The sequence below is a fragment of the Rhodanobacter sp. OK091 genome (genome assembly GCF_900142825.1).
Taxonomy (GTDB): Bacteria; Pseudomonadota; Gammaproteobacteria; order Xanthomonadales; family Rhodanobacteraceae; genus Rhodanobacter.
On the sequence record NZ_FRCH01000001.1, the window covers coordinates 1,511,613 to 1,535,450 of the forward strand.

General features: G+C 64.7%; 18 protein-coding genes. 12 read left to right on the forward strand and 6 right to left on the reverse strand.

Features of this window, described 5'->3' with window-relative positions:
- Window positions 1-9: 9 nt before the first annotated feature.
- The gene (locus BUA26_RS06985; protein WP_072759025.1) at window positions 10-1,350 is read right to left on the reverse strand and encodes an NAD(P)/FAD-dependent oxidoreductase; all 1,341 of its coding nucleotides are present in this window, start codon (window positions 1,348-1,350) and stop codon (window positions 10-12) included.
- Window positions 1,351-1,469: 119 nt separating this feature from the next.
- Between BUA26_RS06985 and BUA26_RS06990 the strand changes: the two genes are divergently transcribed.
- Window positions 1,470-3,452: a UvrD-helicase domain-containing protein gene (locus BUA26_RS06990; RefSeq protein ID WP_072759026.1), complete on the forward strand. Its 1,983-nt coding sequence runs from the start codon at window positions 1,470-1,472 to the stop codon at window positions 3,450-3,452.
- Window positions 3,453-3,533: 81 nt separating this feature from the next.
- Window positions 3,534-5,126, forward strand: a complete 1,593-nt coding sequence (locus BUA26_RS06995; protein WP_072759028.1) for a tetratricopeptide repeat-containing sulfotransferase family protein — start codon at window positions 3,534-3,536, stop codon at window positions 5,124-5,126.
- Window positions 5,127-5,142: 16 nt separating this feature from the next.
- Here the strand turns inward: BUA26_RS06995 and BUA26_RS07000 are convergent, their stop codons facing one another.
- Window positions 5,143-6,171: an AI-2E family transporter gene (locus tag BUA26_RS07000; protein WP_072759030.1), complete on the reverse strand. Its 1,029-nt coding sequence runs from the start codon at window positions 6,169-6,171 to the stop codon at window positions 5,143-5,145.
- A 124-nt stretch (window positions 6,172-6,295) separates the two neighbouring features.
- Between BUA26_RS07000 and BUA26_RS07005 the strand changes: the two genes are divergently transcribed.
- The 5 genes from BUA26_RS07005 (at window position 6,296) to BUA26_RS07025 (ending at window position 12,703) form a co-directional block, all read left to right on the forward strand.
- On the forward strand, window positions 6,296-7,189 hold the full coding sequence (locus BUA26_RS07005; RefSeq protein WP_072759032.1) for a 5'-nucleotidase, lipoprotein e(P4) family: 894 nt from the start codon (window positions 6,296-6,298) through the stop codon (window positions 7,187-7,189).
- A 308-nt stretch (window positions 7,190-7,497) separates the two neighbouring features.
- The gene (locus BUA26_RS07010) at window positions 7,498-8,430 is read left to right on the forward strand and encodes a hypothetical protein (RefSeq protein ID WP_072759034.1); all 933 of its coding nucleotides are present in this window, start codon (window positions 7,498-7,500) and stop codon (window positions 8,428-8,430) included.
- A gap of 25 nt (window positions 8,431-8,455) precedes the next feature.
- Window positions 8,456-11,170 (forward strand): glycerol-3-phosphate 1-O-acyltransferase PlsB, encoded by a 2,715-nt coding sequence (gene plsB, locus BUA26_RS07015; protein ID WP_072759037.1) that lies wholly within the window; start codon window positions 8,456-8,458, stop codon window positions 11,168-11,170.
- Window positions 11,171-11,213: 43 nt separating this feature from the next.
- The gene (gene ubiE / locus BUA26_RS07020; protein WP_072759039.1) at window positions 11,214-11,984 is read left to right on the forward strand and encodes a bifunctional demethylmenaquinone methyltransferase/2-methoxy-6-polyprenyl-1,4-benzoquinol methylase UbiE; all 771 of its coding nucleotides are present in this window, start codon (window positions 11,214-11,216) and stop codon (window positions 11,982-11,984) included.
- Window positions 11,985-12,037: 53 nt separating this feature from the next.
- Entirely contained in the window at window positions 12,038-12,703 is a 666-nt protein-coding gene (locus BUA26_RS07025) for a Pr6Pr family membrane protein (protein WP_072759041.1), read from the forward strand.
- A 19-nt stretch (window positions 12,704-12,722) separates the two neighbouring features.
- Here BUA26_RS07025 and BUA26_RS07030 read toward each other — a convergent pair whose 3' ends face one another.
- Genes BUA26_RS07030 through BUA26_RS07040 form a run of 3 tightly spaced genes read right to left on the reverse strand, consistent with a single transcriptional unit; the run spans window position 12,723 to window position 15,219 of the window.
- Window positions 12,723-13,421: a glutathione S-transferase family protein gene (locus BUA26_RS07030; protein ID WP_072759043.1), complete on the reverse strand. Its 699-nt coding sequence runs from the start codon at window positions 13,419-13,421 to the stop codon at window positions 12,723-12,725.
- Window positions 13,422-13,474: 53 nt separating this feature from the next.
- The gene (locus BUA26_RS07035) at window positions 13,475-14,311 is read right to left on the reverse strand and encodes a PhzF family phenazine biosynthesis protein (protein ID WP_072759045.1); all 837 of its coding nucleotides are present in this window, start codon (window positions 14,309-14,311) and stop codon (window positions 13,475-13,477) included.
- Window positions 14,308-15,219 (reverse strand): DMT family transporter, encoded by a 912-nt coding sequence (locus BUA26_RS07040; protein ID WP_072759047.1) that lies wholly within the window; start codon window positions 15,217-15,219, stop codon window positions 14,308-14,310. Before BUA26_RS07040 ends, BUA26_RS07035 begins: the two co-directional genes overlap by 4 nt.
- Before the next feature lie 135 nt (window positions 15,220-15,354).
- Between BUA26_RS07040 and BUA26_RS07045 the strand changes: the two genes are divergently transcribed.
- The 3 genes from BUA26_RS07045 (at window position 15,355) to pip (ending at window position 18,741) form a co-directional block, all read left to right on the forward strand.
- Window positions 15,355-15,849 carry an Lrp/AsnC family transcriptional regulator gene (locus tag BUA26_RS07045; RefSeq protein WP_072759049.1) on the forward strand — a complete coding sequence of 165 codons (495 nt, stop codon included), beginning with the start codon at window positions 15,355-15,357 and terminating at the stop codon, window positions 15,847-15,849.
- Window positions 15,850-16,012: 163 nt separating this feature from the next.
- A complete protein-coding gene (gene acpA, locus BUA26_RS07050) occupies window positions 16,013-17,704 on the forward strand; it encodes an acid phosphatase (RefSeq protein ID WP_072759051.1) in 1,692 nt (563 codons plus the stop codon).
- Between the two features lie 83 nt (window positions 17,705-17,787).
- On the forward strand, window positions 17,788-18,741 hold the full coding sequence (gene pip / locus BUA26_RS07055) for a prolyl aminopeptidase (RefSeq protein ID WP_072759053.1): 954 nt from the start codon (window positions 17,788-17,790) through the stop codon (window positions 18,739-18,741).
- Between the two features lie 18 nt (window positions 18,742-18,759).
- On the opposite strand, the gene BUA26_RS07060 is transcribed toward pip, so the two are convergent.
- Window positions 18,760-20,928 (reverse strand): AsmA family protein, encoded by a 2,169-nt coding sequence (locus BUA26_RS07060; RefSeq protein ID WP_072759055.1) that lies wholly within the window; start codon window positions 20,926-20,928, stop codon window positions 18,760-18,762.
- 233 nt (window positions 20,929-21,161) lie between these two features.
- Here BUA26_RS07060 and BUA26_RS07065 point away from each other — a divergent pair, with 233 nt between their 5' ends.
- Window positions 21,162-21,803 carry a glutathione S-transferase family protein gene (locus BUA26_RS07065; RefSeq protein WP_072759057.1) on the forward strand — a complete coding sequence of 214 codons (642 nt, stop codon included), beginning with the start codon at window positions 21,162-21,164 and terminating at the stop codon, window positions 21,801-21,803.
- A 72-nt stretch (window positions 21,804-21,875) separates the two neighbouring features.
- On the forward strand, window positions 21,876-23,729 hold the full coding sequence (locus BUA26_RS07070; RefSeq protein WP_072759059.1) for a M1 family metallopeptidase: 1,854 nt from the start codon (window positions 21,876-21,878) through the stop codon (window positions 23,727-23,729).
- Window positions 23,730-23,838: the final 109 nt, after the last annotated feature.

The window sequence follows — 23,838 nt, forward strand, 5'->3', positions numbered from 1 at the left end:
GCGCCGAATTCACACCTTGTCCAGCGGCGTGTTGCCGCCGAGGAACTGGGCCCGCGCCTGTGCCAGCCGGTATTTGTGCTCGGCGCGGCTGCGACGCCAGTCGCGCAGCACGCTGACCGCATACACCAGCTTGAACAAGCCCAGCTTGCGCAGGACCCGCGGCGTGTCGAACAGGTCGCCGGCGAGCATCGAGATCACGCCCTGCTCCAGCTGCCAGGTATTGCGCGGCTGACGGAACATCTGCTGCATCACCGGCCCGTTGAATCGATAGATGAAGAACGCGAAGCGCCCCATGCCGGCCCGCTGGCGTTTCTCCAGCTTGCGCAGCAAAGCCATCTCGCGCTGCGGCTCACGCAGCGATTGGTCGACCACGGCGGCGGCCTGCTCGGCGCCACTCATCGCCAGATACACACCGGAGGAGAACACCGGATCGAGGAACGCGAACGCATCGCCGACCAGCACCCAACCCGGCCCACCCATCTGCATCGAATCGTAGGAATAGTTGCCGGTGACGCGGACTTCGTTGTCGATCAGCTCCGCATGCTCGACGCGCCGCCACAGCGCCGGGCTCAGCTTCAGCGTATCGAGCAGGAACTCGACCGTGCGGCCCTTGCGCTGCTTGAGGTAATCCGGCCGACATACCGCGCCCACGCTCATCACGCCGTCGGGCAGCGGGATCATCCACATCCAGCCATGCTCGAACCTGTAGATACTGATGTTGCCCGCATCCTCGCCGGCACGTGGCTCGGCACCCCGATAGTGGCCGAAGATGGCCGCGCTCTGGTGCTGGTCGTTCCTGCGGCGCAATTTCCTCTTGGCGGAAAGGAATGCATCGCGGCCGCTCGCATCGACCACATAGCGCGCCTGGATGCAGTAGCTGCGGCCGTCGTCGGTTTTCACGTCCAGCCAGCTTTCGCGCGAACCGCGCTGTTCGACCTGCACCACCTCATGCCCTTCCCGCGCATCCGCGCCGCAATCGCGCGCATGGTCGTAAAGCATCTTGTCGAAATCCTGCCGCCATACCTGGTACGCGTGTGGCGGGCTTTGCCCGATCGCGCGGGCAAACGCGTAAGTGTTGTAGCCGCGCTCGTTGTCCGCCTCGAAATCCGCGCCGGGCTTGAACACGCCCAGCGCGCGTACCTTGTCCAGCACACCGAGCCGCTCGAACACCGGCAGGTTCATCGGAAGCAGCGACTCGCCGATATGGAAACGCGGGTGACGCGCCTTCTCCAGCGCAATCACCTTGTAGCCGTGCCGCGCCAGCAGCGCCGCCGCGGTGCTGCCGCCCGGACCGCCACCGATCACCACCACGTCACACAGCTCTGCCGCCATTTCCGCCTGATCCGCCATGCTTCTTCCCTGCGACTGTTATGCGGTCGATTATGGCTTAAGCCGACCAGAGTGCAGCGTGCAGCGTGCCAGTCATGCTCTGTTACCATCGATCACCGCCTCATCCCGTCTTTCGATCCATGCTCAATCCGCAACAACTGGCCGCCGTCGAACACTGCGATAGTCCGCTGCTGGTTCTCGCCGGCGCCGGTTCCGGCAAGACCTCGGTGATCACCCAGAAGATCGCGTACCTGATCTCACGCAAGCATCTGGCGCCGTCGAAGATCGCCGCGATCACCTTTACCAACAAGGCCGCGCGGGAGATGCGCGAGCGCGTGTCCAAGCTGGTCAGCACGGAGGACGCGGCGGCGCTGACGGTGTGCACATTCCACGCGCTGGGCCTGAAATTCCTGCAGATCGAACACGCCCGCGCCGGCCTGCGCCGCGGCTTCTCGGTGCTGGATGCGGACGACAGCGCCGGCATCGTCAAGGAGCTGGCGCCGAAGGGGATCAAGCCCGACGTGCTGTTCGGCATCCGCAACTTGCTCAGCCGCGCGAAAAACGGCGGTCTATCGCCGGAGGAAGCGCTGGCTACTGCGCGCAGTCCGCGCGAGCTGGAAGCCGCAACGATCTACGACATGTATCAGCAGCGCCTTGCCGCGTTCAACGCGGTCGACTTCGACGACCTGATCCGGCTGCCGCTGCGCATCCTCGAAGCCGACAACGAATGCCGCGATGCCTGGCGCGAGCGTCTGCGTTATCTGCTGGTGGACGAATACCAGGACACCAACGACGCGCAGTACCGTCTGCTGAAGGTGCTGACCGGCGAGCGCGGCAGCATTACCTGCGTGGGCGACGACGACCAGTCGATCTATGCCTGGCGCGGCGCGAATCCGGAGAACATCGACCAGCTCGGCCGCGACTGGCCGAACCTGCGCGTGATCAAGCTCGAACAGAACTATCGCTGTGGCAAGCGCATCCTGCGCGCGGCCAACCAGCTGATCGCGAACAACCCGCACCTGCACGAAAAGAAGCTGTGGAGCGAGCACCCGGAAGGCGCCCCGATCCGCGTGCTGGAATGCAAGGAGGCCGAGCACGAGGCCGAACACGTTGCCGCGATCGCCACCACGCTGGCCGAGAAGCACAAGGCACGCTGGCACGACATCGCGATCCTGTACCGCGGCAACTTCCAGGCGCGCGTTCTGGAAAAGGCCTTGCGACTGGCACGGATTCCGTATCACCTCACCGGTGCGCTGAGTTTCCTCGACCGCGCCGAGGTCAAGGATTTGCTGTGCTACCTGCGCCTGCTGACCAACCCCAGCGACGATGCCGCGTTCCTGCGTGTGGTCAACGTGCCGAAGCGGGAGATCGGGTCGACTACGCTGGAGAAGCTCGGCCAGCTGGCGCAGAGCCGGCACAGCTCGCTGCTCGATGCCGTCCGCAGCGACGGCGTGCTGCGCCAGCTCACGCCACGCCCGGCCGCCGCGCTGGCCTCGTTCGCCAATCTGCTCGACGAGTTGCGCAGCGCCTCGCTGCATCAGAGCGCGGCGGATCTGGTCGAGCTGATTCTCAAGCGCACCGGGTACGCCGCCCAGATTGCCGCCAGTACGCCTGATGCCAGCGTGCGCGAACGCAAGCTCGGCAACCTGAAGGAGCTGGCCGACTGGTTCCGCGCGATGCAGAAGGGTGGCAACACGGCCGGCGATCTTGCCTCGCAACTGGCCCTGCTCAGCCACGCCGACCGCGACGAACCCGGCAACGCGGTGCGCATGATGACCTTGCATGCGGCGAAGGGGCTGGAGTTCCGCTTCGTCTTCATCGTCGGCTGCGAGGACGGCACGCTGCCGCACGAAGGCGCCATCGACGAGGGCCGCATCGACGAGGAGCGCCGACTGATGTATGTCGGCATCACCCGCGCCAAGGAACTGCTGACGCTGTCGTGGTCGGCCAAGACCAAACGCTACGGCGATATCCACACCAACCAGCCCAGCCGTTTCCTGCACGAACTGCCGCAGGCCGACCTGCACTGGCAGGGTAAGGACCCGGAAGCGGACAAGGAAGTGATTCGCGAGACCGCCCAGTCGCACATGGCGAAGATCGCGGCGATGCTGGCCGGCGGCTGAGTTGACGGCACGCGGGCAAATATTTTCCAGTTCCATGCACGGCAGTCAACCGCACTTGCCTTCCGACGCCAGGGGATTCCCATGATCGACTCCACCCGGGCTTATACCAAGCTCATCGCCGCATTCAATCAAAATGACTGGCCGCGGGTGCAGCAACGTGCGGCGCAGCTTCTGCCCATCGCCCCGCACGATCCGGTGGTGCATTTCATGGCCGGTGTGGCTTACATGCAGATGCAACAGATGCCGCTGGCGCTGGATTGCCTGCTCAAGGCCACCCAACTGGAACCCAGCCGCGCCGACTTCCTCGTGCAATACGCAAAGGCGCTGGCCCTTGTCCGACGGATGCGCGAGGCCCGGCTCGTCGCAGACGAGGCCATGAATTGCTCGCCCAACGATCCGATGACGCTGGAAACGCTGGGCGTCGTTTATGCTCAGGTCCAAGCGTTCGCGCAAGCGGCGACGGTCTTCCGCCGCGCCGTGGCACTTATGCCTCAGCAGGCTTCTTGCCATTTCAATCTTGCCCACGCCCTGACGGCCCTGGGCGACAACGACGGCGCCGAACGCGAACTGGAGGCAGGCATCCGACTCGAGCCCCGCTATTGGAAGGCATACCTGAGCGTGGCCCAGCTGCGATCGCAAGCCACGAGCAGCAATCACATCGAACGGATGCAGTCATTGCTGGCGCAGCACGGCAATGACATCGGCGCGCAGATCTATCTCAATATCGCGTTAGGCAAGGAACTCGACGACACCGCCGATTACCCGGGAGCCTTCGAGCATTTCACGCGCGGCAACGCGGCAATACGCAGCCTGCGCTCTTACTCGAGCAAACATGACGAGGCCATGTTCGATGCGCTGATACGCACTTTCCCCACCGCGAACGATGGGTCCACCGAAGGCGATCCCACCGAGGAGCCGATCTTCATCATTGGCATGCCCCGCACGGGTACCACGCTGCTGGACCGCGTCCTTTCCAGCCATCCGGACGTCTACTCCGCAGGCGAACTGCAAAACTTCCCGACGGCGGCGCAGCAGGCGTCAGGCAGTCGGCTACCCCTGCTCTTCGATCCGGACATCGTCACCTGCACGCATGCCATCGACTGGCAGAAGCTCGGCGCAACCTATCTCGCCAGTACCCGACCCGCCACGGCGGAGCGGCCGCGCTTCATCGACAAGCTGCCGCACAACTTCCTGTATGCCGGCTTCATCGCTCGCGCGTTGCCGCGAGCCAAGATCGTCTGTCTGCGGCGCGATCCGCTGGACACCTGCCTCGGCAACTTCCGCCACCTCTTCGATCGGGAGACGCCCTTCTACGACTATTCCTTCGACCTGCTCGACACCGGCCGGTATTACATCCAGTTCGACCGCCTGATGGCGCACTGGAGGAAGGTGCTGCCCGGGCGCATCCTGGAGCTGCCTTATGAATCGCTGGTGGAAGCGCCCGAAGCAACGGCACGCGAACTACTGGCGTTCTGCGATCTCCCCTGGAACGATGCCTGCCTGCATTCCGAGAGCAATACCGCACCGGTCAACACACCCAATGCCTGGCAAGTGCGCGCGCCGATCTATCGCACTGCGATCGGCCGCTGGAAACAATACGCACCGCAATTGCGCGAGCTGCAGAAGCTGCTCGCCGAGGCGAGCGTCGAGACAGGTGTTGATTTACGAGGCTGAATCGCCGTCTGGTCGCTCAGATCAGCTTTTCCGCTTCCAGCTCGCTCTTCAGATACGCGTAATAGATCGGCGCGGCGATCACGCCGGGCAGACCGAACGCGGCCTCCATCAGCAACATGGCGATCAGCAGTTCCCAGGCGCGCGCGTTGATCTGGATGCCCACGATGCGTGCGTTGAGGAAATACTCCAGCTTGTGGATCACGATCAGAAAGCCCAGCGCGGCGATGGCGACACCGAGCGATACGGACAGCGCGACAATGGTGACAGCAGTGTTGGACAGCAGGTTGCCGACCACCGGTAGCAGGCCGACGATGAAGGTCAGCACCACCAGGGTCTTTGCCAGCGGCAGATGGATGCCGAACAGCGGCAATGCGCCAAGCAGGAAGATCGCGGTGAATACCGTATTGATCAGCGAGATCTTCACCTGCGCGAACACGATGTTGTGGAACGCCTCGGCTAGTCGCTGGCTACGCTGCCCCAGCGCCGCGGCCAGCGGCCCGACCTGGTGTGCCGGACGGGCGCGGCTGAGCGCGATGATCGCACCCAGCACCAGACCGATAATGATGTGCACGAACACCCGCACCGCGCCCTTGCCGGCCAGTTGCAGGGTTCCTGCATGCTTGCGGGCCAGCTCGATCGCGCCCACGCGCAGATCGTCGACACTGTCGGGAAGGTTGTCGACCAGGATTGGCGGCAACTGCTGACGGGCCTTTTCCACCAGCGGCATCAGCTGCTGTTGCCACAGCAGTTCGGGGTTGCCGATTTCGCTGCGAAAGAAACTGATCGCGCCGAGGATCAGCAGGATCAGCAAGCCCACTACGATCGCACCCAGCACGGCCACCACGACCACCCGCGCCCGGTCGCCGGAAATGCGCCGGCCCAGCAACGGGGTCATGGCCTGCACCAGCTCATAGACCAGCAGGCCGGACAGCAACGCCGACAGCAGGTGAACCCCGATGACCAGCAGCAGCGCCACCGCGGCCAGCAGGTAACTCGCGTAACGGATAGTCGGCGAAGGCTCGCGCGTGGTGAAAGAGGGATCCATGCGAGGTGCAACCATGAGTGCGAGGCCACCAGTCTGTCAGCAGCCCACGCCGGCTGCCAACCCTGTCCCATGGCTGTCGTAGACTTCCGCCATCGTCACGGTTCATCTTGCCCAAGGATTCCGCATGTCACTTCGCCGGCTCACGACCCTGCTCGCGCTTGCCCTGCTGGCCGGTTGCGCCACTACGACACCACCCCAGCCTGCTGTGGTGACGTCTGCGGCGCGGACGGCGGCGGTAGCGCACGTTGCCGCCAACGACAATCTCAACGCCGTAGCGTGGAGCCAGACCGCGATCGAGCACGACATGATCTACCTGCAGACTTATCGTGATGCCCAATCGCGTCTGCTCGCCGCATTGCACGACCAGCACTGGGATGCTCTGGGCAAGGCAGACCGGGTTGCACCGCTCAAGGGGCTCAAGCCGGCGGTGGTCCTGGATGTCGACGAAACCGTGCTGGACAACTCGCCGTTCGCGGCGCGCATGGTGAAAAGCGGCGCCGAGTACAACGAGGCGGACTGGGCAGCCTGGTGCAAGGAAGCCCGGGCTCGCGCCTTGCCGGGCGCGGTCGAGTTCACCCAGTTCGCCGCCAAGCACGGCGTCGCGGTGATCTACATCTCCAACCGTGCCAAGGATCTGGACGAAGTCACGCTGGCCAACCTGCGCCAGGCCGGTTTCCCGGTGAGCGGATCGCAAGCCTTTCTTGGTCTCGGCACGGTAGTCGACGGCTGCGAGCAAGCCGGCAGCGAAAAGGGTTGCCGCCGGCAATTGGTTGCACGGCACTACCGCGTGTTGATGCAGTTTGGCGATCAGATCGGCGATTTCGTGGACGTCAACGCCAACACCGCCGACGGCCGCCGTCGGGCCGTCGCCGACTACTTGCCATGGGTCGGCACGCGCTGGTTCGTGCTGCCGAACGCCACTTACGGCTCGTGGGAGCCGGCGTTGTTCAACAACGACTGGAGTGCTACGCCAGACCAACGGCGCCAGCAGAAACTCGATGCGCTGCGCTATCAGTGAAGAAAAGAATTTTTTATTACTAAAATTCAATTAGTTACAAGATATAACAAAAGTATTGCCTCAGCTTTAACGAACAAGTAATATTTCGTTGCCAACACCTGCTGACCCAATCATTTTGCAGGCAAGGCCATTTCCCTTCCGGCTCTGCCGGATTTCCCCGTGAGGCTCAGGCCCGCGGGGTTTTCTTTTATGGCGTCGCGAAATCTTGCGCCCTGCCCTTGTTTCGATACTGCCACGCCACTTACCCTGCGTGATCACGACGCTGCGCGGTACGCTTTCGCTCCGCCGTCCCCACGCGAGAACCTGCCATGCGCCTGCCCTCCGTCCGTTACGCCTTCGTCCTGCTGCCGCTGTTCATCGCGTTGCTGAGCGCCTGTCACGGCAAGGACGAGTCCTCGCAACCGGGCGGCAGCACGCCGGAAGCAGCCTTGCAAGGCTCGGTCGACCTGCTCAAGGCCGGTGATTTCAATGGGCTGTGGAAGCACTCTCTGCCACCGGCCGACTACGCCAACATGCGTGCCGACTGGGGCCACCACCAGCACGATCAGCAACCGATCACGGCCGAAGATCGCGCCAAGTTCAACGAGACGCTGCAGAAGCTCACCGAACCGGATGCGGAGAACAAGCTATACGCCGAACTGCAGCCGAAGCTGACCGCGATGCAGCAGCAGTACAAAGACCAAATGCCGGTGCTGATCAGTGTCGGCGAAGCGCTGGTGAAAAGCGGCGTGGCGCAGAGCAAAACCCTCAGCGAAACCCAGAAGACCCAGGCCAACGGGGTGCTCGACGTGCTGGCGCCGTGGGTGCAGCAGACGCCGTGGTTCGATCAGGCCAAGGCGAAACAGGCGGTCGGCGTGGCCGTGGCGACCGCGCGCAAGCTGGATCTGAAAGATCCGGAACAGCTGCGCTCGATGAGTTTCGACGACACCATGGGCAAGTACGCGACCGGTTATGCCGGGCTCAAGCAGCTGCTGACGATCTACGGCCTATCGGTGGACGACACGCTGAATTCGATCAAGCTCACCCCGCTCTCCAACAGCGGTGGCCACGCCGTGGTGAAGATCGACTACACCTTGCTCGGCAAGCCGCTGTCGACCGAATCGAAGCTGGTACAACAGGACGGCCGCTGGTACAGCGAGGACATGCTGGACAACGCGCGCAAGGCGCACCAGCAGTTGAGCCAGCCGGCCGAGAGCGCCAGCGTATCGGCCAATGCCGATACCGTCGCAAAACAAGACTGAACAGCGCAGCCATTAGAATAGACGGATGCAGAATATCTACACCGCGGATTCCACCGTTCGTCAGCGCGCCCCCTGGTGGTTCAACCTGGCCGGCCAGCTGCTGCAACCGTGGGTGCGCATCCGCCGCGACCCGGCCGAACCGGCCGCCTTGCTGCAGGCCGGCGTACCGGTCTGCTACGTGATCGAGCGCGACGGTTTCTCCGACGCACTGATCCTGCAACGCGCCTGCCGCGAGGCCGGCCTGCCCAACCCCATGCAACCGATGGCGGGCACACGCCGGCGGCGCTCGGTGTTTGCACTGGCGCGACGCGACGGCTGGATCTTCGGACGCAACCGGCAGCGCGCGCCTAACGAACCGCTGCGGCAACTGGTGCGCTCGCTGGAAGGCATGCCCGAGCGCGATTTTCAGATCGTGCCGGTGTCGATCTATGTGGGCCGCGCGCCCAGCCGTGACAGTGGCTGGTTCCGCGTGCTGTTCTCGGAAAACTGGGTGATGGTGGGCCGCTTCCGCCGGCTGCTGGCGCTGTTGCTGAACGGCCGCGACACGGTGGTGCATTTCTCCGCGCCGGTGTCGCTGCGCAGCGTGCTGAGCGAATCCACCGAGATCACGCCGGAACGCTTCGCGCGCAAGATCGCGCGGGTGCTGCGCACCCACTTCCACCGCATCCGCGCCGCGGTGATCGGGCCAGACCTGTCGCACCGGCGTACCGTGGTCGACGCCGTGCTGAATGCCGAGCCGGTGCGCGCTGCGATCGCCGCCAGCGCGGCCAAGGAAAAAATCAGCCACGCCAAGGCCTGGCGCAAGGCGCACAAGCTGGTGCTGGAGATCGCCGCCGACTACTCGCATCCGGTGGTGCGTTCGGTGTCGTTCCTGCTGGCGAATTTCTGGAACAAGCTGTACGACGGCATCGCCATGCACCACTTCGACAAGGCCCGCGCTGCGGCGCCCGGCCACGAAGTGGTCTACGTGCCCTGCCATCGCAGCCATACCGACTACCTGCTGATGAGCTACCAGCTGCACGTGTCGGGCGTGGTGGTCCCGCATATCGCCGCCGGCGTGAATCTCAACCTGCCGGTGATCGGACCGGTCCTGCGCCGCGGCGGCGCGTTCTTCCTGCGCCGCAGCTTCAAGGGCAATGCGCTGTATTCAGTGGTGTTCAACGAATACCTGGCACAGCTGATCGATCGCGGCGTACCGATCGAATATTTCATCGAAGGCGGCCGCTCACGTACCGGCCGCCTGCTGGCGCCGCGCGCCGGCATGCTGGCGATGACCGTGCGCGCGTTCCTGCGCGCACCGCGCCGGCCGGTGCTGTTCCAACCGGTCTACATCGGCTACGAGAAGCTGATGGAAGGCAAATCCTACGCAGGCGAGCTCAGCGGCCAGCCGAAGGAAAAAGAATCTCTGCTCGGCCTGCTGCGGGGGCTGAAAGTGCTGCGCCAGCGCTATGGCCACGTGGCGCTGAATTTCGGCGAACCGATCGCGCTGACGCCGCTGCTCGATGCGGCAAGCGCCGACTGGCGTGCGGCGGCTACCGATCCCGATGCCAAACCGGAGTGGCTCAACGGCGTGACCGATCGCCTGGCCGAACAGATCCAGATCAACATCAACCGCGCCGCCGACGTCAATCCGATCAACCTGCTCGCGCTGGCCCTGCTGGCCACGCCGAAGCATGCGATGGCCGAGAGCGACCTGCTGACCCAGCTCGATCTGGGCAAGGCGCTGCTGGAAGAACTGCCGTATTCCGATCGCGTCACGCTGACCTCGATGAATCCGGCCGCCATCATCGCTTACGGCGAGCAGATGGGCTGGATCCAGCGCGTGCAGCATCCGCTGGGCGACGTGCTGACCGTCGGCGGCGAGCAGGCAGTACTGCTCAGCTACTTCCGCAACAACGTGCTGCATCTGACCGCGACCGCTGCCTGGGTCGCCTGCTGCTTCCTCAACAACCGACGCATGTCGCGCGGTTCGGTGCTGCGGCTGGGCAGGATCATCTACCCGTTCATCCAGGGCGAACTGTTCCTGCCGTGGGATGGCGAGGGCTTCAGCACTCAGTTGCAGGCAACGATCGACTTCTTCGTGCGCCGCGGCCTGCTCGAATCCACCAACGACGGCCGCACCCTCGAGCGCAGCGCCGGCCAGGAAGACAGCGCGTTCCAGCTCAAGGTGATCGCGCGCAGCCTGATCCAGGCGTTCGAGCGCTATTACATCACCATCGCCGCCCTGGCCAAGAACGGTCCGCACACGATGACCGGCGCCGAACTCGAGAACGCCTGCACGCTTACCGCACAGCGACTGAGCCTGCTCAACGAATTGTCCGCGCCGGAGTTCTTCGACAAGGCACTGTTCCGCGGCTTCATCCAGAAGCTGCGCGAACGCCGCGTCGTGTGGACCGACGACAACGGCAAGCTCGACTACGACAGCGCACTCGAAGGCATGGTGCGCGACGCGCGGGTGATCCTGTCACGCGAGGTGCGCCACTCGATTCTCAAGATCACCCCCGGCGGCAGCGAGAAGGAGCCCGCCGCGGGCGAAGCCCTGAGCGACGACATGGCCGGCACCGCCGCGCCGCCGCAGGCCACGCCGGCCCGCCGCCGCGGCGACAAGGTAGACGAGGTGCCCTCGGATGCTTCCAGCGAGGACTTGCACCAGCGCCATGTCGATGCCGAGCATCAGGTGCATGCTCATAGCACTGCAGCTGCCGCCGAAGAACCCAAGCAACCCGATCTTCCCCTCTAGCCACGCCGGCCGGAACATGGCCGGCCTCGGGTAACATGCAAGCATGAGCGAACACTCCCCCAAGACCGCGCCAGGTCCGACCACCCATTTCGGCTTCCGCGACGTGCCCGTCGGCGACAAGCAGAAGCTGGTCGGCCAGGTATTCACTTCAGTCGCGCGCAGCTATGACCTGATGAACGATCTGATGTCGTTCGGGGTGCATCGGCTGTGGAAGCGTCACTTCGTGGCGGTCAGCGGCGTGCGCCGCGGCGACCGCGTGCTGGATCTGGCCGGTGGCACCGGCGACATCGCTGCGTTGCTGAAGCCGGTGGTGGGCGATGAGGGCGAGGTAGTGGTCGGTGACATCAACGCGGCGATGCTCGGCGTCGGCCGCGACCGCATGACCGACCGCGGCCTGGTCTCCGGCCTGCGCTGGGCCCAGCTCAATGCCGAAGTGCTGCCGTTCCCGGACAACAGTTTCGACGCGGTGACCATGGCATTCGGCCTGCGCAATGTCACCGACAAGGACAAGGCGCTGGCTGACATCTGCCGCGTGCTCAAGCCCGGCGGCCGCCTGCTGGTGCTGGAATTCTCGAAAGTACAGAGCGAGCTGTTCGGCAAGCTGTACGACTTCCATTCGTTCAAGATCCTGCCCAGGCTCGGCCAGCTGTTCGCCGGCGATGCCGACAGCTATCAATATCTGGCCGAGTCGATCCGCAAGCATCCCGATCAGGAGACGCTCAAGGGCATGATGGAGCGCGCCGGCTTCGGCCGGGTCGAGGTACGCAACCTCAGCAACGGCATCGTGGCGATCCATCGGGCGTACAAGCTCTGAAACAACCCGTTCGCGCGCAGGCTTCATCCTATAAATCGATCGAATCGACGTCCATGCCGAACCGCTATCGCCCGTTTGCCGCCGCTGCCGCCTTGCTCGGCTGGCTTGCGCTGGCGTTGCAGCTGTCGCTGTCGATCCAGCTGACGGTGGCGAATGGGCAAGGTGCCTTGGCCGGGGTGTGGGCCTATGTCGGCTACTTCACTATTTTGACGAATGTGCTGGCGGCGCTGGCGCTGACTTCCGCGGCACGCGGCCCGCGCGGAGCGGTCAGCGGCTTCTTCACCCGGCCCGACGTACATACCGCGATCGCGATGAGCATCGCCATCGTCGCGGCGGTCTACAACCTGCTGCTGCGCCAGCTGTGGCAGCCGCAAGGCTGGCAGATCGTTGCCGACAACACCTTGCATGTGGTGATGCCGGTGCTGTTCCTGCTGTACTGGTGGCTGGCGGTGCCGAAGACGACGCTGCGCTGGCCGCAGGCCATCGTCTGGCAGCTGTATCCGGCCGCCTATTTCGCCTACGCGCTGGTCCGCGGCGCGGTGAACCATTGGTACCCGTATCCGTTTCTCGACGTCGGCAAGCTGGGCTATCTGCACGTACTGGTCAATGCCTGCATGGTGTTGCTGGCATTCGTCGTGGTCGCGCTGCTGTTGGTCGCGCTGGCGCGTTGGCAGGTACGGCGTTCAAGCAACACTGCGGCGCTGCCAGCGCAACCCTGACCACGGCAGCGCCGACGCTTCAGCTCGCCGCTGTGCGCAGATCCGCCAGCAGAACGCCGGACTGAATCGCCTCTTCCTCATGATCCGGATCGCGCCAGGTTTCCTGCAGCGCGTCGGCATACCAGCGGCGCATGCCCGGCAACTCACGCAGACGCTCTGCATAGGCGCTGGCCCCAGCACCCAGCGTGAGGCCATAGGTCTGGATGCGGAAGGCTACCGGCGCGAAGAACGCATCGACCGCGCCGAACGCGTTGCCGGCCAGGAACGGGCCGCCGAAGCGGGCCAGACCTTCGCTCCACAATTCGTCGATGCGTGCGACGTCGGCACGCAACGCCGTCGGCAAGCTATCTGGCAACCGGATGCGCAAGCCACAGTTCATTCCGCAATGCGTGCGCAGCGCGCTAAAGCCCGAATGCATCTCGGCGACGGCGCAACGCGCCCACGTACGCGCCCGCGAATCGGACGGCCAGACGTCCGGATGACGCTCAACCAGATACTCGGCGATCGCCAGCGAATCCCATACCACCGTGTCGCCGTCGCGCAGACACGGCACCTTGCCATTCGGCGAGAACGCGCGGAACGCGCTCCAGCTCGATCCTGTGCCCGGCGCGAACGGCACCAGCCGCTCGTCGAACGGAATACCGAGTTCGCTCAGCAACAGCCACGGCCGCAGCGACCACGACGAGTAGTTCTTGTTGGCGATATAGAGTTCGTACACGTTGCACTCCCGGTTGACTGTCTGAACGACCTGGCCAGCGTCGCCAAGAATGGCTACATCAGACGCGCCGTGCCGGAGACGCGAATGGAACTGCCCGGCTCCGTCGGAATCTCGGCCCTGAGGCGCGAAGGACAGCCCATGTCCACGCCCTGCACCACCTCGATATCGCCACCGTGTGGCCAGTCGAGGTCGCGCAGATAACCTGCGAAGGCCGCGGTCGCGGCGCCGGTAGCCGGATCCTCGTAGACGCCACCGGAGGCGAAGGGATTGCGGGTATGGAAACGCTGCGGCGTTTGCGTATGAGCGAGCAGGATGGTGACTAGCCCGGCGTTGCGCATCAAGGTGCGGCCGGGATCCAATTCGTAGGCCATCGCCGCCAGCGCTTCGCGGCTGCGGAGGGCCAGTGCCAGGTGATCCGCGCCACCATGGATCAGCGCGGGCGGCAGGCGTGGATCGAGATCCTCGCGGATGTAGCCGAACAGTGCCAGCGCCTCGTCCACCAGCGCTTGCGACGCAGGTGCGCTGCGGGTTGGCGGCGATTGCAGGGCTGCGCTCAGCATGCCGCCCACGCTCCGGCCTTCGACGGTGATCTTCGCCTCGTTGAGGGTCAGCGCGAACACGCCGTCGCCCTGCGCGAGCGCCAGCGCCGCACCCAGCGCGATCGTGGCGTGGCCGCAGAACGGCACCTCGGATTCAGGGGAGAAATAACGCACCCGCCAGCTATCACCCTGGCGTGTGGCGAAGACGGTTTCCGAAAAACCGACATCGGCAGCGATCCGCTGCATCACCGCCGCATCCGGCAACGCGTCGGCGATCAGCACGCCCGCGGGATTACCGCCGGCATCGCCGTCGGCGAAGGCTGCGATGCGCAGAACCTCGGCGCCGCTCATGTCGGCTCCGACACTGCCGCCAGCGCCGGCGCTGCCCTGCGCCGTGCATTCGCCAACACCACGCCGCCGACGGTGATCACGCCACCGACCAGGGTCAGCATGCCGGGGCGCTCGCCCAGCCACAGCCAGCCGATCAGCACCGCGATCGGCGGCGAGAAATAGATGAAGCTGGACACCTGCGATGCGGAGGCCCGACGCAATGCCGCGTTCCACGCCAGGTAGCCGATGAAGGTGGGTGAGATGCCCAGCCACAGCAGCGCGGCGATATGCGACCAGGGCGCTGTCTGCAACGCCTGCGGCAGCTGCCAGCCAAATGGCAGTGTGGCGAGCGTGCCCGCGAAGAATGTGAATGCCGTGACGCCGACCATGCTGTTGCGCGCAAATAGAGGCCTCTGCCCCACAAAATAGATCGAACAGGCGAGCACGCTGAGCAGCACCAGCGCCGCCATCGGCTCGAACTTCACCTGCTTGCCGCTGGCGAGCACCACCATCACCACACCGACCAGTGCCACGCCGAGTCCGGCCAGAGTGCGCGCGGACAACCGTTCACCGACCCATACCGCCGACACCGCCGCGGTCGCCGCCGGCACCAGCGAAATCAGGATGGCGGCCGTGCCGCTGGCGATCCGCGTCTCCGCGTAATTGAGGCACAGGTGATACGTGGTCAACCCGATCACGCCGAGCATCGCCAGCTGGGGCCAATCGCGGCGCGCGGGCAGCGGTATCCGTTTCAGCAGCATCAGCAGGCCGAAGCACAACGAGCCGATCGCCAGCCGCGCCAGCGCCACTTCGCCTGGCGTGAACGAGGCCAACGCGTAGGCGATCGCGGCATACGCCGACGACCAGGTCACGAGGGCAATGCCGATATAGGAAAGTGCGCGCCCGTCGAGGCGCTCGGAGGTATCCATGGGGAATTCCAGGGCGGGGAAGTGCGAATCCTAGTCTTACCGTTCGCGCCGAGGAATAATGCATCGAATCGTTTGGATGATGTTTCGCCAACGATCGAAACAAACAAACCCTGATCCTGCCTTGGAATCGAAGCCATGGAAACGAAGCCGGAATTGGACGGCAAGGACTGGCAGCTGCTGGAAGCGCTGCAACTGGACGCCCGCCTGGGCTACGCCGAGCTGGGCCGCAAGGTGCGGCTGTCCGCACCCTCGGTGGCCGAGCGGGTCAAGCGGATGGAGGAAGCCGGCGTGATCAGCGGCTACCGCGCCACGGTCAACCCGAAGCGTCTTGGCTACTCCATCAGCGCGATGATACGGCTGCGTTGCGACGGCGTTACTTGCGCGCGCATCGGCACGTTGGTGGAAGACATTCCCGAGGTGCTCGAATGCCGCCGCCTGGCCGGCGAGGATTCGGCGCTGCTGCACGTGGTGGCGATGTCGATCAGCCATCTGGAATCCGTGCTCGACCGGTTGCTGAAAACCGGCGCCAGCAACAGCACCACGACCTTGATCGTGTTGCAGACACCGCATGAACATCGCCCGCTGACCCGCGCAATGTGGAACGCAGCACTCGCCATGTCGCGCGATTGAGCGCCATCTCGATGACATACGTTTGTCGCCGCCCATCATCTCGATCGGGTGCGACTTGCATTCGGACATATGATCTCCTCGAAGCTGGCGTCCTGAATAGCGATGAAGCAGCCTCATCGCTGCCAGACGGCAACCCGAACCCCACCCTCCACCGACCGATCCGATGACCGACAAACCCACCGACACACCGGCCGACGAGGCGCCTCTCAATCCCGAACGCCGCCGCCTGCTCGGCGGCATCGCCATCGCCGGCGCCGCGTTGACTCTGGGCGGCTGCAGCCTGGCCGATGGCAGTCGCCCCGCCTCGGCCGGCACGCAGGAACTGCCCGCCGCCGCGCTCGACGCCCTGCTGCGCCAGCACATCCAGCAGGTGGTGGTGGTGTATGCGGAGAACCGCAGCTTCAACAACTTGTTCGCGCACTTCCCCGGACTGGCGCAACCGCTGAAGCAACTCGACGCGCCCGAATACCGCCAGCGCGACCGCGACGGCAGCCTGCTCACCACTTTGCCGCCGATCTGGGGCGGTCTGGTGCCGCGTGCCCAGACTATCGACAACCGCCGCTATCAGATCGACGAACATGCCATCACCGGCCTGCCGAACCAGCCGTTCGCCTTACACACTCCCGACGGCGCACCGCTGCCGCACGACGTGATCACGCGCGACCTGGTGCACCGCTTCTACGAGAACCAGCTGCAGATCAACGGCGGCAAGAACGATGGCTTCGTCGCCTGGGGCAACACCGGCGCGATGGTGATGGGCCACTATGCCGACGGCGCCGCGAACCTGCAGCTGTGGCGAATCGCACAGCGGTTCACCTTGTGCGACAACTTTTTCATGGGCGCCTTCGGCGGTTCGTTCCTCAACCATCAATACCTGGCCGCGGCGCAACCACCGTTCTATCCGCAAGCGGACCAGAGCCCGGCGAAATTCCAGATCGCGGTGGTCGAGGGCGACGACCCCACCGGCATTCGTCCGAAGCTGGCCGACGACTCGCCGCCCAGCGCGATGCAAGGCCGATCGAGATTCGCCGCACCCGATCTGCTCACGCCGGACTTCTGGGCGGTCAACACCATCGGCCCGGCGTACGCGCCGGCCTTCAGTCATGACGAGCAGCAACCGCAGCTGGCCGACGCAGATAGCCCCAGCACGTTGCCGGCGCAGACTCATCTCACCATCGGCGACGTGCTGTCGGAGGCGAATATCGACTGGGCCTGGTATGCCGGTGGCTGGCAGCTGGCGCTGGACGGCCATGGCGACGGCGACCACCACGCGTTTCCGGAGGTGCCGAATTTCCAGATCCATCATCAGCCGTTCAATTACTTCCGCCAGTTCGCACCCGGCACACCGGCACGGCAGCAGCATCTGCGCGATGCCGGCGTCGGCAGCAGCGCCGACAGCAACCACTTCATCGCCGCGATCGAAGCCGGCACGCTGCCTCTGGTGTCGTTCTACAAGCCGCAGGGCGATCTCAACATGCACGCCGGCTATGCCAGCGTGGCCGCCGGCGACCAGCATCTGGTGCAGGTGGTGGAGGCGTTGCAGAAGAGTCCGCAGTGGCCGCACATGCTGGTGGTGATCACGGTGGACGAGAACGGTGGCTGGTGGGACCACGTGGCACCGCCCAAGGGCGATCGCTGGGGGCCGGGGTCGCGTATTCCCGCGCTGATCGTGTCGCCGTTCGCGAAGAAAGGTTTCGTCGACCACACCATCTACGACACCGGCTCCATCCTGCGCTTCATCACCCGCCGCTTCGGCCTGAAGCAGCTGCCTGGATTGAAACTGCGCGATGCCGCCATGATCGCTGCCGGCGGGCCGCCGCCCGGCGACCTCACCGCGGCGCTGCAGTTCGGTTGATTACCGTTCCCTCTCTTGCTGCCCGAAGGGACTTCCTTCGCCCGCAGGAGAGCTGACCCTTTCGCATCATAGAGATCGCTGCCATGCGCGAGATGTATCCCGAAATCGAGCCGTACCAGACCCACCGTCTCGCGGTCGATCCTGTCCACAAGTTGCACGTGGAGGAATGCGGCAACCCGAATGGCCTGCCGGTGATCTTTCTGCACGGTGGACCGGGCGCCGGGTTGGCGACCTACCATCGCCGTTTCTTCGATCCGGCGCGCTACCGCATCGTGCTGTTCGATCAGCGCGGTGCCGGCAAATCCACGCCATTCGCCGAACTCAACGACAACACGACCTGGCATCTGGTGGCCGACATCGAGGCGATCCGCGAGCAGCTCGGCATCGAACGCTGGGTGGTGTTCGGCGGTTCATGGGGTTCGACCTTGGCACTGGCCTATGCGCAGACCCATCCAGAACGCGTGCTCGGCCTGGTTTTGCGCGGCATCTTTCTCGGCCGGCCGCAGGAGCTGCGTTGGTTCAACGAAGTCGATGGCGGTGCCTCGCAGATCTTTCCCGAGCGCTGGGCACGCTTCCGCGACTTCATTCCCGAGCAGGAGCGCGACTCGATGCTGGACGCCTATTGGCGTCGCCTTACCGGCAACGACGAAGCCATGCGTCTCGCCGCGGCACAGGCATGGAGCGCGTGGGAGGGCGGCAGCACCACGTTGCTGCACGATCCCGACGGCGCCGGCGATTTCGCCGATCCGCACAAGGCCGTGAGCCTGGCCATCATGGAGGCCCATTATTTCCGTCACGCGATCTTTCTCGAACCGGACCAGCTGCTGCGCGACATCGACCGCATCCGGCACGTCCCGGCGACGATCGTGCATGGCCGCTACGACATCATCTGTCCGGTGAAGAGCGCCTGGGACCTGAGCCAGGCATGGCCGGAGGCGGATCTGCACATCGTGCTGGCCGGCCACAGCGCGGCCGACCCGGCGATCGTCGACGAGCTGGTGCAGGCAACGGACCGATTGGCCGATCGCTACGCTTAGACGGGCTCGCCGCCTCGCTCAAGGCGTCAAGGTGGCTTCTGCCGGAATCAGATCCGGCTGCGACTGATACCAGCGCCGGGCCTGCAGCAGATGGAAGCGGCGCTTGCCGTCGGCGAGTGCCACGCCCAAGCCGAGCATGCCCCAGCGCGCATAGAGGTCGCCGCTCGGTTTGCCCTCACTTACATGCAGATGCGCCAACAGGTCGATGCGCTCGTTGTGCGCCACCAGATGATCGAGGATGAAGTCGCCACGCTGCGCCTCGATCTGGGCATGCGCGGTGGCCTGGCCGTCGTTGATCATGCCGGTGATCCATGTGGGAAACGCGCTGCGATCGGCGAACAGCGACAGCAGCAGGCTGACGTCCTTCATCACCAGCGTGGCGCTGCCGCGTACGCGCATGGGGCGATCCCAATCCAGACGGCCACGTTGCAAGGCGATCCTGGCCCACCACGGCGGTGCCGCGGAACCTTCTACGCGCACGCCATCAAGGGCCAGCGTGAAGCCATCGAGATCGAAGCTATGGCCGTCGCGGGTGGCGTGATGCAGCCGCGTATCCATTTTGAGCTGGCCGGCGAGGCGCGATACACCCAGCGCCAGGCGGACAGCAGCACTGCTCATTTGCATGCGTCCCGCGCTCACGTCGCCGTTGCCATCCAGGGTGAACTCGGTGCTCATCCGTCCGTTGCCCTGCAGGAAATAAAGACTCTTGCCAGGCAGGTAGCGGTTGTAGGCTCGCAAGTCGGGAACATCGGCATCGGCGAAATGCAGGCGGGCAATGAAATTGTGGCCGAGGCTTGCCAGATCGGCGGATGACTGCAACGTCACCTGCAACGCTCGCCCGCGCAGATAGGCCTGCCCAGGCGCATTGCGCGGCGCCAGCGTGAAGCGATCCGCGATCATGTCCACCGTCGTGCGTGCACCATCCTCGCCGGCTACTACCCGCGCCTGTGCGCGCGCGCTGCCGGTGAACACGTTGTCGAGCAGGTCCGCCACCAGCACTGCCTGCGGCACCTCGACATGGCTGCCCGGCAACAGTCGTCCAGCCTCGATGCGCAAGGCACCCACGATATCGCCCGTGCCATTCATTTGCAGCCAGGGCCTGGAATGAGTCAGCGGCGTCAGCCAGCGCATCGAGGCGAAATGCCAGCGGCCCTCCAGCATGCCGGACAGCAATCGCAACGCCTCGCCAGACGAAGGCTGCGGCAACAGCTGCCGGCTGGCGAACTGCAGATGCGCGTCCACCTGGTTCGGCGTGGTTGTGTTGCCGGTGCCTGGGGGTGGCGGAATCCGCGCATCGATCATCACGGCATCCGCTTGCACGGCGAGATCGAGCTGACCATGACGTTGCTGCTGGGTTCCGTCGGCGTCGGTAATCGCCACCGGTGCGTTCCATTGCAAATGACCGCCCGGTGCCAACGTGCCGTGATCCAGCAGGAAGTCCGCGTTGAGATGGCCGCCCTGCGGTGAAAGCCGGACCGCCAGCGCGCCGGCCTTGTCGGCACCCAGCGCGATCGCCGGCGTGGTGCCTTCCGCAGCAACGCGTATCTTCGCCCGCTCGAGTTTTTGCCAACCCGGCAGCTCCTCATGGGTGAAAGGATCGAACGAGAAATGGACGTCGAGTTTCGCGTCGTGCAACAGCTCCATCTGACGATAGTGCAGGCGCGCCTTCGGCATCAAGACATGTGAAGGAGAAATGGCAGTCGAACCGCCGCGCAATTGGTGGGTGAAGCCAAGCTCGGCCTCGCCTTCGCCATCGGCGACCAGATCACCCAGGCGCACCTGCCGCAGCGACGCCGTGCTGACGCGATCGACCGTGATACGCCAGGCATCGCTTCGCCATGGCGGCGGCTTGAGATCGATGCCGGTCGGCCGGATGTCGAGGCTTACCGCCGCGGTGCGGACCAGGCCGAAACGCAGTTCGTGCCGAAGCAGCGGCCACAACATGATGTGGCCGCTCGCCGCATCGCCCCGCGCGCTCCACAGCAATTGGCGCGCCTGGCCGTGCAGTTGCAGCCCATGCGCATGAATCTGTCCTGGCCACAACGTCCACGCCCAGGCCCATTGCGCGTGAAAAATCTGCGGCTTGCGATTGACCTCGGTCCGGGCGAGCGGGCTATTGAGGAATACATTGCCGCCCATCAGGTAGAGCACATACAGCACACCCAACAGCCACAGCAGTCGACGCATGGGTGCAGACGGTATGCGCATCAATCAGGTTCGGTTCGCGGCATGGCAACCCACCATGGCGAATCTCGCGTGACGGTGCAGTGGAGCGCACGCTCCATCTCCGCATCGGAACTCCATTGCCTCGGTGCGGACCGACAAGCCTTCACCGGCGACCATGAACCGGCGCAAGAAACGGATGGTTCGGGGCGGCAGTGTTTTCCACACTGTGCACCGACTCCCACAGGAATGCGGCCATGTTGACGTTATTCGACTACCTGCCCTCGCAGAACGCGTGGAAAGTGCGTCTGCTGCTGAATCATCTTGGCCGTCCCTATCGCACGGTGCCGATCAGCATCTTCGAAGGCGAGGGTCGGAGCGCGGAATTCCGGCGCCTCAATCCGACCGGCACGGTGCCGGCGATCCAGCTCGACGACGGCCGCGTGCTGGCCGAGTCGAATGCGATCCTTGCATATCTCGCCGACGGCACGCCGTATCTGCCTGGCGATCCGTTCGAGCGCGCCAAGGTGCAGCAGTGGCTGCATTTCGAGCAGGAGCGGGTGGAGTCGGTGATCGGTTCGCTGCGCCATTGGACGATGACCGGGAAGCTGGCGCATCGCTCGGCGGAAATGATCGAGGCCAAGCACAGCGCCGCAACGCGATCGCTGGACATCCTGGAAAGCGAACTGTCGACGCGGCCATTCATCGCCGGCGACCACTACAGCATCGCCGACATGGCGATCTTCGCCTATGCCAGCCGCGCGGAGGAAGCCGGGCTTTCGCTGGAGGCGTATCCCCACTTCCGTGCGTGGATCGCGCGAGTCGAGGCGCAGCCGGGCTTTCTCGCCGAGATGCATCCGTATGCGATCGATCCGCACTCGAGCAGGGAGTTGCCCTAACCCAGCTTTCGCCACGGGTGGCTGGAGCGGGGGCAATGGCATACTCGGCGTTTTCCGGCCCGAGAGTTCTCCATGCGCCTGCTCCCCGCCCTCGCCTTCGGCACGCTCATATTGCCGCTGGCCGCCTACGCCAACGATCCGAATTCCTACGCTCAACCCGACCAGGTGCGCGTGACCCATCTGGATCTCGATCTGAAGATCGATTTTCCGCAGCGACGGCTCGATGGCCAGGCCACGCTGAAGCTGGACTGGAAGAATCCCAAGGCCCAGTCGCTGGTGCTGGACACGCGTGACCTGAAGATCGCGAAGATCGAGGCAGTCGGCAGCGACGGCAAGACCACGGCGCTGAAATATGCCTTGGCGCCGCGCGACAAGCAGCTCGGCAGCAAACTGACGATCGCCACACCGCAGCATCCGGCGCAAGTGCGCATCGTCTACACCACCTCGCCCGAGGCATCCGGCCTGCAATGGCTTACCCCGGCGCAGACGGCGTACAAGAAACTGCCGTTCATGTTCTCGCAATCCGAGTCGATCCATGCGCGTTCATGGGTGCCGCTGCAGGATTCGCCGGCGATCCGCTTCACTTATGACGCCCACGTCAGCGCACCGAAGGACGTGCGTGTGGTGATGAGCGCGATCAACGACGCGAAGCATCCGCTGGACGGCGATTTCAGCTTCGATCAGCCCCATCCGATCCCGTCCTACCTGCTGGCGATCGGCGCGGGTGACATCGCGGTGAAGGAAACCGGGCCGCGTTCGGCCGTCTATGCGGAGCCCTCGATCGTCGACAAGGCGGCGCATGAATTCGAGGACACCGAAAAGCTGATCGCCACCACCGAGCAGCTGTACGGCCCCTACGCGTGGGGCCGCTACGACATCCTGGTGCTGCCGCCGTCGTTCCCGTATGGCGGCATGGAAAATCCGAACATGACGTTCGCCACGCCGACGGTGCTGGTCGGCGACAAGAGCCTGGTCTCGCTGGTCTCGCACGAGCTGGCGCATTCTTGGTCGGGCAATCTGGTGACCAGTGCCGCCTGGCGCGACATCTGGCTCAACGAAGGCTTCACCACCTACGTGCAGGGCCGCATCACCGAGGCGGTGTACGGCAAGCCGCTGGCCGACGAGGAAGCGCTGCTGTCGGCGCGCGCGCTGCAGAAGAGCATCGGCGCGATGCCGGCCAACTCGCAGAAGCTGGCGCCCGATCCGCGCGGCGTGGGCGCCGATGACTCCTTGTCCGACGTCGCCTACGACAAGGGTTCGTGGTTCCTGCGCACGCTGGAGCAGCGCTTCGGCCGCGGCCCGTTCGACGACTACCTCAAAGGCTATTTCAATCACTTCGCCTGGCACAGCATCACCACCGAGCAGATGCTCGACTACATGAAGCCGAACCTGATCGAAAAATATCCCGGCAAGATGAGCTGGGATGAAGTGAAGGCCTGGGTTTACGACACCGGCATCCCGAAGGATGCACCGCTGCCCGACTCGCCGCGCTTCAACACCATCGACCAGGAACGCACCGCATTCCTCGCCGGCACGCTGGCCGCCGACAAGCTCGACGCGAAAGGCTGGAACACGCAGGAGTGGATGTATTTCCTCGACCGTCTGCCGGATGTCGCGCCGCTGGACAAGCTGCAGCAGCTCGACGCCGCCTGGCACCTCACCGGTACGCCGAACGCGGAGATCGGCATGCGCTGGTACAGCCACGCGATCGGCGGCGGCGACAAGGCGGTTTGGACCGCCGCCGCCGAACACATGACCCGGATCGGCCGGCTGTATCTGACCGTGCCGCTGTACAAGGCCTTTGCCCGGACGCCGGATGGCCTGGCTTATGCCGAACAGGTCTACGCCAAAGCCAAGACCGGCTACCACCCGCTGACCCAGCAGGTGGTGGAAGATCTCATCGCGAAGGCGAAAAAAACGAAGTAACCATATCGCTCCCTTCCCTGCCTTGCAGAGGAAGGGAGCGATATCTCTCACGGCCCTCCAAACCATCACGCCGAAACCATCATGCCGCCATCAACAAACACCACCGCCA